General features: G+C 55.5%; 12 protein-coding genes. 3 read left to right on the forward strand and 9 right to left on the reverse strand.

Features of this window, described 5'->3' with window-relative positions; all coding sequences use genetic code 11:
* A partial coding sequence (gene acnA / locus WBC85_RS05740) for an aconitate hydratase AcnA (RefSeq protein ID WP_424433876.1) occupies positions 1-1647 on the reverse strand: 1647 nt, incomplete at its 3' end.
* Between the two features lie 239 nt (positions 1648-1886).
* Here acnA and WBC85_RS05745 point away from each other — a divergent pair.
* Entirely contained in the window at positions 1887-2576 is a 690-nt protein-coding gene (locus WBC85_RS05745) for a DUF1223 domain-containing protein (protein ID WP_424433878.1), read from the forward strand.
* Between the two features lie 2 nt (positions 2577-2578).
* Here WBC85_RS05745 and WBC85_RS05750 read toward each other — a convergent pair whose 3' ends face one another.
* The 7 genes from WBC85_RS05750 to purB all read right to left on the reverse strand — a co-directional run bounded on the left by WBC85_RS05750 (position 2579) and on the right by purB (position 7440).
* On the reverse strand, positions 2579-3439 hold the full coding sequence (locus WBC85_RS05750; RefSeq protein WP_424433880.1) for a lysophospholipid acyltransferase family protein: 861 nt from the start codon (positions 3437-3439) through the stop codon (positions 2579-2581).
* Between the two features lie 31 nt (positions 3440-3470).
* Positions 3471-4112, reverse strand: coding sequence for a nitrile hydratase subunit alpha (nthA, locus tag WBC85_RS05755; protein ID WP_424433882.1), 642 nt, complete (start codon positions 4110-4112; stop codon positions 3471-3473).
* The gene (locus WBC85_RS05760; RefSeq protein ID WP_424433884.1) at positions 4102-4413 is read right to left on the reverse strand and encodes an SH3-like domain-containing protein; all 312 of its coding nucleotides are present in this window, start codon (positions 4411-4413) and stop codon (positions 4102-4104) included. The genes nthA and WBC85_RS05760 overlap by 11 nt, the downstream gene beginning before the upstream one ends.
* A complete protein-coding gene (locus WBC85_RS05765) occupies positions 4394-4738 on the reverse strand; it encodes a ScnB-like protein (RefSeq protein ID WP_424433886.1) in 345 nt (114 codons plus the stop codon). Before WBC85_RS05765 ends, WBC85_RS05760 begins: the two co-directional genes overlap by 20 nt.
* A gap of 51 nt (positions 4739-4789) precedes the next feature.
* Positions 4790-5839 carry a flagellar motor switch protein FliG gene (locus WBC85_RS05770; RefSeq protein WP_424433888.1) on the reverse strand — a complete coding sequence of 350 codons (1050 nt, stop codon included), beginning with the start codon at positions 5837-5839 and terminating at the stop codon, positions 4790-4792.
* Positions 5840-5936: 97 nt separating this feature from the next.
* Positions 5937-6089 (reverse strand): hypothetical protein, encoded by a 153-nt coding sequence (locus tag WBC85_RS05775; protein ID WP_424433890.1) that lies wholly within the window; start codon positions 6087-6089, stop codon positions 5937-5939.
* 46 nt (positions 6090-6135) lie between these two features.
* On the reverse strand, positions 6136-7440 hold the full coding sequence (gene purB, locus WBC85_RS05780) for an adenylosuccinate lyase (protein ID WP_424433892.1): 1305 nt from the start codon (positions 7438-7440) through the stop codon (positions 6136-6138).
* Between the two features lie 140 nt (positions 7441-7580).
* Between purB and WBC85_RS05785 the strand changes: the two genes are divergently transcribed.
* Positions 7581-7997: a DUF6314 family protein gene (locus tag WBC85_RS05785; RefSeq protein ID WP_424433894.1), complete on the forward strand. Its 417-nt coding sequence runs from the start codon at positions 7581-7583 to the stop codon at positions 7995-7997.
* A 103-nt stretch (positions 7998-8100) separates the two neighbouring features.
* The gene (locus WBC85_RS05790) at positions 8101-8700 is read left to right on the forward strand and encodes a biotin transporter BioY (RefSeq protein WP_424433896.1); all 600 of its coding nucleotides are present in this window, start codon (positions 8101-8103) and stop codon (positions 8698-8700) included.
* Positions 8701-8756: 56 nt separating this feature from the next.
* On the opposite strand, the gene WBC85_RS05795 is transcribed toward WBC85_RS05790, so the two are convergent.
* On the reverse strand, positions 8757-8904 hold a 148-nt coding region (locus tag WBC85_RS05795; RefSeq protein WP_424433898.1), incomplete at its 5' end, for an OsmC family protein.

The raw sequence follows: 8904 nt of genomic DNA on the forward strand, positions 1-8904 counted from the left end.
GTTGGCGCGCACGTCGGGGCTGATACGGCCCTCGAAGTTACGGTTGCCAGAAAGGACAGAGGTCGCGACAAGATCGCCCTCGTGGATCGCTTTGCTCAGTTCCGCCTGAAGCGGGCCAGAGTTACCGATACAGGTCGTGCAGCCATAGCCAACAAGGTTAAAGCCGAGCGCGTCCAGATCATCCTGAAGCTCTGCTGCTTCAAGATAGGCGGTCACAACCTGAGAGCCGGGCGCGAGGGATGTCTTGACCCAAGGCTTGCGGTTCAGGCCCAGTGCTGCGGCTTTGCGCGCTACAAGGCCCGCGCCGATCATCACGTATGGGTTGGATGTGTTTGTGCAGGACGTGATGGAGGCGATAACAACTTTGCCGGATTCCATCGTGTAGTCTTCGCCAGCGACAGCCACTTCTTTGCCCATAGGACGCTTGAAGGTTTCTTCCATTTCCTTGCGGAAGGCTTCTTTCGCACCAGTCAGGGCGACGTAGTCCTGTGGACGCTTGGGGCCGGAAATCGCAGGCACAATTGTGCCCATATCGAGGCTCAAAGTGTCTGTGTAGATTGGTGCGTAATCGTCGCCGCGCCAGAAACCGTTCTCTTTTGCATAGGCTTCGACCAATGCGATACGGTCTTCGTCGCGGCCCGTTGTGCGCAGGTAACGCAGTGTTTCGTTATCAATCGGGAAGAAGCCGCATGTCGCACCGTACTCAGGCGCCATGTTCGCGATTGTCGCGCGGTCTGCCAGAGGAAGGCTGTCGAGGCCCTTGCCGTAGAATTCAACGAATTTGCCAACAACGCCCTTTTCACGCAGCATTTCAACGACCTTAAGCACGAGGTCGGTGCCTGTCGTGCCTTCCATCATTGCGCCTGTCAGCTCGAAACCGATGACTTCTGGGATCAGCATAGAGATCGGCTGACCAAGCATGGCCGCTTCCGCTTCGATCCCGCCGACGCCCCAACCCAGAACAGCAGCGCCGTTTACCATGGTTGTGTGGCTATCGGTGCCAACCAGCGTGTCAGGATAGGCAACCATGTCACCATTCTGATCGGTGTCGGTCCATACGGTCTGCGACAGATACTCAAGGTTTACCTGGTGGCAGATGCCCGTGCCCGGAGGAACAACGCGGAAGTTGTTAAAGGCAGACTGACCCCATTTCAGGAATGTGTAGCGCTCCATATTGCGCTCGTATTCGCGGTCCACGTTCATTTTGAACGCGCGCGGATTGCCGAATTCGTCGATCATGACCGAGTGGTCAATGACAAGATCAACAGGGTTCAGCGGGTTGATCTTTTGTGGATCGCCGCCAAGCGCCTTGATCCCGTCGCGCATCGCGGCAAGGTCAACAACCGCTGGCACGCCGGTGAAATCCTGCATCAAAACGCGGGCAGGGCGGTATGCGATTTCGCGTGGGTTCTTGCCACCTTTGGCACCCCATTGTGCAAACGCCTTGATGTCATCAACGGAAACCGTCTTGCCATCCTCAAAGCGCAGCATGTTTTCCAGAACCACTTTCAGCGCGGCAGGCAGATTAGAAAAATCGCCAAGCCCTGCTTTAGTCGCAGCGGGGATCGAATAATAGGCAATGGACTGGCTGCCAACAGTAAGAGTTTTACGTGTTTTGGAGCTGTCTTGACCGACGGTAATGGGCATAATCTGCCTCCTATCTAAGTCGTGAGAAAAGGGGTGTCTTGTGCGCTAGATGCCCCAGTTTGGCTAAGCAATCAAGGGGGTGCGGCGATTTTGTATACCATTGCACACCGAAAATTGCGGAAAATTGGAAACAGTCAGTCCCCTTTGCTCGCGGCGCTCTCGCAAAAGGGTGATTGGTTATTACAGTCCTTTCCTTCTATCACGTTCGAGAACGAACGAAAATGCGCGGACCCAGCACTATGAGAAAACTATCATCCCTTGTCGCGGCCCTTTGGATTGGGCTGTCAGGCGCGGCACAGGCGCAAGCCCAACCCGTGGTGATCGAGCTGTTTACCTCGCAAGGATGTTCGTCCTGCCCGCCCGCAGATGCATTGATGCATAAACTGGCCGCGCGCGGTGATGTGATAGCCCTGTCAATGCATGTGGATTATTGGGATTATATCGGTTGGAAGGATGAATTCGCTCGCCCTGAAAATACGGCGCGTCAGAAAGCCTATGCGCATGCGGCAGGTCGTCGTTCGGTCTACACGCCGCAAATGATAATTGGCGGTGTTGATTCCGTTGTTGGCACACATCCGATGGATGTCGCTGACATGATCGCGAAACATGCAAGGGAATCCAAAGATGTGTCGCTCAAGCTGGCGCGCACGGGCAAGCGCCTGATGATTGCCGCGAACGCGCGCCGCCCTGCAAAATACGATGTGAAGGTCGTCAATTTCACGCCCAAGCGCACAAGTGCCATCAAACGCGGTGAAAACGCAGGCAAAACCATCACCTATGTGAATGTCGTCTCAAACCTGAAAGTTGTGGGGAAATGGGATGGGCGCGCACCGCTTTCTGTCACTGCGCAGATTGGTAGCGGGCCGGTGGCCGTGTTCATTCAGCGCGCAGGTCACGGGGCAATCGAAGCCGCACAGATCGCCAATTAGCGTCAGGTGTTTTTCCAGCGACGATGGATCCAGAACCATTGATGCATGTTTTCGCTTACGAGTTGCTCTAGCCCGTTATTGACCGCTTGGGTCATGGTTTCCGCATCGCTATGTGGAATTTCATCCTGAACAATGATCTCGAAATCAAGCCCGTTTTCCTGCCTTACTGCATAGACTGGAATCAGCGCGGCGTTGAATTTCAACGCAAGTTCGGCGGTGACAAGCGATGTGATCGCGGGTTTGCCAAAGAAATTCAGTCGCGCGCCGCCGTGGGCATGCAAATCCGTGAGAATGCCAAGAACACCGCCCGATTTGATATGACGCACCATCTGCGTCATGCCTTTGCGGCCCTGCTCGAACATGGGTGTGCCGATGGTACTGATTGAGCGCACGTAATGGGCGTTGAAATAAGGGTTGGACATGCGCCGGTAGAGCGCGCCCATATTGTGCCCCTTGGCGATTAACGCGGCGCGGCTGACGTCGTAATTGCCAAAATGCCCTGTCACCAGAATGACGGGACGCCCCTCAGCGCGTGCTTGTTCGAGGGCGGCGTATCCCGGGCCCGTGATCGGAGCCGACCGGGCGCGTTCAACGAATTCCTTACCTGAGTAAAGTTCGATCAAAGTGCGACCCGCGTTGTTCGGCACAGCTTTGCACAAACGTTTGATCTCGGCCTCGGGCAGGTCGGGCAACACATGGGCAAGGTTCGCGCGGATGCGTTTCGGATAGCCTGCGAGCGGGGAAACGACATTTTCAACCAGCCAACCCATCGTGCGCACGCGTGCGCGATAGGGAAGGGACAACGCAAGCCCGATCAAGGCCCGCAAAAACAGGTTGGTGATATATTGCGAGACGCGTTTCATTCGGGCGGCTTACTGCGCTTGGCGCGCAGGCTCAAGCGTTAGGCGCGCGTGCAATGCCTGTTCCGATCATTGAATCGCGCGTCACGAGCGCGGCCAGTTCGGTTTCGCTCATATGCTCTGTGCCGCTTGGGCGCGCAGGAATGACAACATAGCGCATATCGGCGGTGCTATCGTGGACGCGCACTTTGGTATCTGCGGGCAAGGTAACGCCAAACTCGGCCAGCACTTTGCGCGGCTCTTTCACGGTGCGCGAACGGTAGGCGCGTGACTTATACCAATCAGGCGGCAGGCCAAGAAGGTTGCGCGGATAACAAGAGCAGAGCGTGCAGACGATGATGTTGTGGGTGTCGTCGGTATTTTCCACGGCAATCAGGTGCATTGGACCGACATCAAACCCCATTTCGCGGCTTGCAGCGGAGCCGTCTTTTAGCAAACGCGCTTTGAATTCAGGGTCGCACCACGCGCGCGCAACAACAGCCGCGCCGTTCGCGGGGCTGCGCCCATCCATCGTGTCGATCTGTGCGGTGATGTCTTGCGGCGTTGTGATTCCCTTTTCAACCAGCAGCTCGCGCACCGCGATTTCCATTGTCTGCCAATAGCTGAGCGGCGTGTCATCGTCCGCGCGGTAGGGGTGGCCGGAGGGCGAGAGGTGGTCGTGGTGGTCATGTGGCATGGTTTTGATCCTCTGGCTCAAGCCAATGCGCGTAGATTTCGGCTTCGATCATATCGTCGTTGCTTTCGGCTTGAGGTCCCCAAAGCTCACGGGCGTCAAACCTGACGCGGTAGAGCATCTGCTCTTCCGCGGGCAATCCGTAGGCAAGTTTTTCAGGGTTCTTGAAAGGGGCGATCCTGCGTTCAATCGTGCCGGATTTCCCGCGCAGGTAGGCAGGGGCGCGCACATGGCCAGGGGGCATGAGTTGGCGCACAGTTACGCGCATGCCCTGTGATAGCGGCTTATGTGCCAAGGCTCGCATCCCCGTAGGTATCGCCGCGCGCTTTGACATCTGCCATTTTCTGTCCCAGTTCTTCGAGCGAATAAGCTCCGCGCTCGATCAGGTTTTGATTGATCGCGGCAATCCAACGCTCGTAGTAGCTCATGTTTTCGAAAGCCTGTTCGCCCATGTCTTCAAGGGCGCGGCGCAATCCGTCTACGGTGAAATAGCCTTTGCCAGAGCAAAGGATCATCAGCGCATCGACGCGCTTTTCCCAAAGTGAGAAATCATGCTGGGCATCATTGATTGGGCCGGCGTCAAGCCCGCCCATATCATGCCAGCGTCGTCCATCTGTGTTGTGTTCCATAGCCAAGACGCTAGCAACGGCGCTTGCGGCTGTCTAGATGGCTAAGGGGCTTTAGGCCTCTGCATCCTCTCTCAAAAGGATTTCGCCATTGTCTGCCAATTGGCGCACACCTGCCACCACATCGGACATGGCGGTTTCGCCGTCTTCATCGCCCACTTCACCGCGTTCCTGAATAGCTTCGCGCATCTGGTCCGCCAAGCGGTTGGAAATATTGGCAAGAATAAAGTCGGCCGAAGGTTTGGTCAGCTCATCTGTCGCACTTGCAAGGGCTGTGACCAGAGTGTCGTTGTCGACAACTTTGAGCACTGCCGCAATATCGCGGGCATCGACACGGGCGGCAATGTGTTTGAAGGTAAAGATCGCTTTACGGACCTCGTTTGCAAAGGCTTCGTCCTCTGAATTGAGCCCGTCGAGCAAGGCGTCGCGCGTGGCGCTGCGGGATGAATTCAGGATTGCGCCGACACGATCAACAGGCGGGTTGTCAAAGGCGCGCTCGGGCTCGTTTTCGAGCTGCGAAACAAGCGCGCGGCCAATTCTATCCACCGCATCTGGCGTGACAGAGTTGGTCAAAGAAACAGCATAGGTTATGCGCCGCGCGCGTTCCCCTGGCATTTTGCCGAGCATTTCGGCGGCCTTTTTCACGTCGATCTTCGAAATGAGCACAGCCGCGACTTCCGTGCTTTCGTCCTCGATCAACTTGAGCAGTTTTTCGGGCTCAAAGGCGCGCAGTTGTTCCCATGGATCGCCACTGGCGCGCACGCCTGTGCGCCGTCTGATCTGCGCCGCTGCGCGCGGGCTGATTTTGCCATCAAGCTCTGTCAGGGCACCGGCAACGCCCTTGGGAAAGGTCAGGCCCGTCTGCTCCAGTTCATCGGCAAATTCTTCGACGACCTGGACAAGGGTATCGCGATCAATGCGCCGCAGGCTGCCCATTTGCTGCGTCAGTTCTGCCTGTAAATCCTCGGGTAATTCGGAAATCGGGACATTCGCCCCCTCCGTCATCAAAAACCGGACGATGATCGCCGCCTTTTCAGCAGAGGTGACAACGCGCGGTGCTGGGCGCGCGGCTGGTTTTGCATTGGTGATTTGGCCTAGTCGCATCAAATTCCTACCTGTTCAGCATCTTACTCAAACAGGGTATGGCGACAAAAAATGAAAATAGCCTGAACGCCCCCGAAGGAACGTCCAAAACTTTGCTCTAGCTGGATGCGATGGGTAGGCAGGCCTGTTTATCGGCGTCCCACGCTGAATCCGTGGCACATGACATCGCTGCTTTGTGCCCATCGCTACACATGGCCAGTGACATGACCGGACAAACCGCGAGCAAGCCCGCAAAAATAATGGTCTTCATGCTAAATCCTCCCGTTTATGAGAGGGCCATTCTAGCACGGTTTCCCTTATTCTCCAAAGACGCGTTTGAAAATCGTATCAACGTGTTTGGTGTGATAGCCCATGTCGAATTTTTCTTTGATCGCATCGACGCCCAATGCGGCAACGACGTCTTCGTCGGCCAACAATTGTTCTTGGAAATCAACGCGGTGCTCCCAAACCCGCAAGGCATTGCGCTGCACCATGGAATAAGCATCTTCGCGCGAAACACCCGCTTGCGTAAGGGCAAGCAGAACACGTTGACTCATCACGAGGCCCGGGAATTTGTTCATATTGTCGAGCATGTTATCAGGGAAGATCAGCATCTTTTCGATAACGCCCGTCAGACGCTTCAACGCAAAGTCCAATGTGATCGTCGCATCTGGTGCGATGGTGCGCTCAACCGAGGAATGCGAGATGTCGCGCTCGTGCCAAAGGGCCACGTTTTCCATCGCGGGGATCACTGTCATACGAACAAGCCGCGCAAGACCAGTCAGGTTTTCTGTGAGGATCGGGTTTTTCTTATGCGGCATCGCAGAAGATCCCTTTTGACCCATTGAGAAAAACTCTGCGCCTTCAAGGACTTCGGTGCGTTGCATGTGGCGAATTTCGATCACGATGTTTTCCATCGAGGACGCAATGACACCCAAAACAGCAAAGAACATCGCGTGGCGATCACGTGGGATAACCTGTGTTGAGATTGGCTCTGGCTTCAGACCGAGCTTTTCGCAGACATGTTCCTCAACGCGCGGATCGACGTTTGCGAAAGTCCCGATCGCACCAGAAATAGCACCGGTCGAGATTTCGTCGCGCGCCGCTTTGAGGCGCGCAAGGTTGCGATCCATTTCCGCATAGAAACGCGCAAAGGTCAGGCCCATCGTTGTCGGTTCGGCATGAATACCATGCGAGCGGCCAACACGTACCGTGTCTTTATGCTCTATCGCGCGGGTCTTGAGCGCAGCCATCAGGCCTTCAAGATCAGCGATCAGAATGTCGGACGCGCGCACAAGCTGCACGTTCAAGCAGGTGTCCAGCACGTCTGAACTGGTCATGCCTTGGTGGACAAAGCGGGCTTCGTCGCTGCCGACATGCTCTGCAAGATGCGTCAAGAAGGCGATGACGTCATGCTTGGTGACGGCTTCAATCTCGTCAATGCGCTCTACGTCGAACTCGACATCCTTGGCTTTCCAAACCGCCTCTGCATTTGCGCGCGGGATCACACCCAGATCTGCCATTGCATCGCAGGCATGGGCTTCGATTTCATACCAAATGCGAAACTTTGTATGGGGGGACCAGATTGCAACCATCTCGGGGCGGGAGTAGCGAGGGATCATCAGTGCCTGTCCTTTTGTGACTTTCAGCGAGCGTTGCGCTCTCTTAGTCTGGGCTGGAATGCTGCACAAGCAAGGAGCGCGCGGATGAGACGGATTGACCCGCCTAGAAACAATGCGCGCTGCGTAATGGGAACGGGTATATGAATAGGGCACCTGCCGATTTCTTGGGACGCTGGAGGATCGAGCGCACGATCGAGGATTCGCTGGCAGGCAGCGCTTCGCGCTTTGTCGGCGATGCTGTGATCGCGCGGGGCGATGTCGATTGGACCTATCGCGAAACAGGGACACTTACCCTTGCCAGTGCAGCCCAATTGCGCGCAGAGCGGACCTATTACTGGCAACCTAAAGAAAACGGGTTCGAGGTCTATTTTGCAGACAGACGATTCTTTCATAGCTTTGCACTAGATGATAACGCTGAGGCGAAACATTGGTGCGACCCCGATCAATACGATGTTGCATATGATTTTGCCCGCTGGCCCGAGTGGAGCAGCACCTGGGACGTAACTGGTCCACGCAAGCGCTATGTCATGCTGACGCGCTACTACCCCTCTGAATAGGACACCTTTTCAAAGGTTTGCAGGAAGGCTTTGCAATTTTGCACTTGCACTTCGCAAATTGGCAAGAACATATGCTGCAACGCAACATGACTGGAGTCGACGAATGAACCTGTCCTTGAATCACAAAGTTCTAAGCGAAGTTTTTGCCCCGCAAACGGGCGCGATGAAGCTTGCTAAACAAGCTGCGCTTGTTATCGGCGGAATCTTGTTCCTTGCTATCGCGGCAAAGATCAAAGTGCCGATGTGGCCCGTGCCAATCACAATGGGGACATTCGCCGTGCTTACGATGGGCGCTGCTTATGGTGCGCGTTTGGGGCTGGCAACTATTCTCGGATACATGATCGTCGGCGCGCTTGGTTTTGACGTTTTTGCAGGTTCCTCGGCTGAAAAATTCGGTTTGAGCTACATGATGGGCGGAACAGGCGGCTATCTGGTTGGTTATGTTCTGGCTGTTTTGGCGCTGGGTACGCTTGCGCGTGCTGGCTGGGACCGCTCTGCGCCTAAGATGGCTGGTGCAATGATCCTAGGTAACGCGCTTATTTATGTTCCCGGGCTGATCTGGCTTGGCATGCTTTATGGCTGGGACAAGCCGATTCTGGCTTGGGGTCTGACGCCGTTCTTGCTTGGCGATGCTTTGAAACTGGCGCTTGCGGCGGTTCTTTTGCCAACGCTTTGGAAGCTTGTCGCCCGCGCGCGCGGGTAATCTATCATCTCGGTTAGATCGGAAAAGGCGCGGATCAAACCGCGCCTTTTTTGCGTTCAGGCAAGTTCGGTCGATACATCTGAACTGCGCTCTAGGGTTTTATGAACAGGGCATTTGTCGGCGATCTCTAACAAACGCTTTCGCTGCTTTTCATCCAGCTTGCCATGCAAAGTGATGATCCGTTTGAAGCCATCAATCTTATCC

This window comes from Planktotalea sp. (genome assembly GCF_049680325.1).
In the GTDB taxonomy this organism is placed as follows: Bacteria; Pseudomonadota; Alphaproteobacteria; order Rhodobacterales; family Rhodobacteraceae; genus Planktotalea.

What these genes read in the sequence shown, in the direction of transcription:
- WBC85_RS05790 (WP_424433896.1), top strand. Translation starts at nt 8,101, where the DNA reads ATGAACCTGTCCTTGAATCACAAAGTTCTAAGCGAAGTTTTTGCCCCG.
- WBC85_RS05765 (WP_424433886.1), bottom strand. Translation starts at nt 4,738, where the DNA reads ATGGAACACAACACAGATGGACGACGCTGGCATGATATGGGCGGGCTT.
- WBC85_RS05745 (WP_424433878.1), top strand. Translation starts at nt 1,887, where the DNA reads ATGAGAAAACTATCATCCCTTGTCGCGGCCCTTTGGATTGGGCTGTCA.
- WBC85_RS05770 (WP_424433888.1), bottom strand. Translation starts at nt 5,839, where the DNA reads ATGCGACTAGGCCAAATCACCAATGCAAAACCAGCCGCGCGCCCAGCA.
- nthA (WP_424433882.1), bottom strand. Translation starts at nt 4,112, where the DNA reads ATGCCACATGACCACCACGACCACCTCTCGCCCTCCGGCCACCCCTAC.
- WBC85_RS05760 (WP_424433884.1), bottom strand. Translation starts at nt 4,413, where the DNA reads ATGCGAGCCTTGGCACATAAGCCGCTATCACAGGGCATGCGCGTAACT.
- WBC85_RS05775 (WP_424433890.1), bottom strand. Translation starts at nt 6,089, where the DNA reads ATGAAGACCATTATTTTTGCGGGCTTGCTCGCGGTTTGTCCGGTCATG.
- WBC85_RS05785 (WP_424433894.1), top strand. Translation starts at nt 7,581, where the DNA reads ATGAATAGGGCACCTGCCGATTTCTTGGGACGCTGGAGGATCGAGCGC.
- WBC85_RS05750 (WP_424433880.1), bottom strand. Translation starts at nt 3,439, where the DNA reads ATGAAACGCGTCTCGCAATATATCACCAACCTGTTTTTGCGGGCCTTG.
- purB (WP_424433892.1), bottom strand. Translation starts at nt 7,440, where the DNA reads ATGATCCCTCGCTACTCCCGCCCCGAGATGGTTGCAATCTGGTCCCCC.